At 71.7% G+C, this 512-nt stretch carries 1 protein-coding gene; it reads left to right on the forward strand.

The window, feature by feature from the left end; translation table 11 throughout:
• The coding region (locus RM812_RS43480; protein WP_311585241.1) for a lasso peptide biosynthesis B2 protein at nt 1–191 on the forward strand (191 nt) is incomplete at its 5' end.
• Nucleotides 192–512: the final 321 nt, after the last annotated feature.

Genomic DNA, 512 nt, shown 5'->3' on the forward strand with positions numbered 1-512 from the left:
TGGCCACCGCCCTGCTGTGCCGGATGCGCGGCCACTGGCCCACCTGGTGCAGCGGAGTACGCACCACACCCTTCGGAGCCCACGCCTGGGTCGAAGCCGACGGCCGACCCGTCGGCGAACCAACCGACACCGCCACTTACCGGCCGATGATCACCGTGCCGGCGGCGGACCGCGACGGCACGGACAGCTAATGCCGCCAGGCACCGCCGCCCCTGCCGGTGCCCCAGCCGCATCGCTCGCCGCAGCTCTGCCCCGACAAGCGCGGCGAGGAGCCCGTGCGCGACCGCCCCGACAAGACGAGGCCGACGGAACGACAGACAAGGCCCGGGCCGAGCACTGGAAGCAGACCGCATGAGCGCATCCGGCTGCGAGCCGCTTCACACCCCTCCAGAGGCCCGCGCGAAGATCACTTCCGCCCTGCTCGCGCACGGATGGGAGCGCGGGGCAATCGAGGAGGTGCTCGACCTGTACAACAGCGAACTGGCACGCCGGATCCGCGAAGAGCGCAAGGC

The sequence above is a fragment of the Streptomyces lancefieldiae genome, assembly GCF_031845825.1.
Taxonomy (GTDB): Bacteria; Actinomycetota; Actinomycetes; order Streptomycetales; family Streptomycetaceae; genus Streptomyces; species Streptomyces lancefieldiae.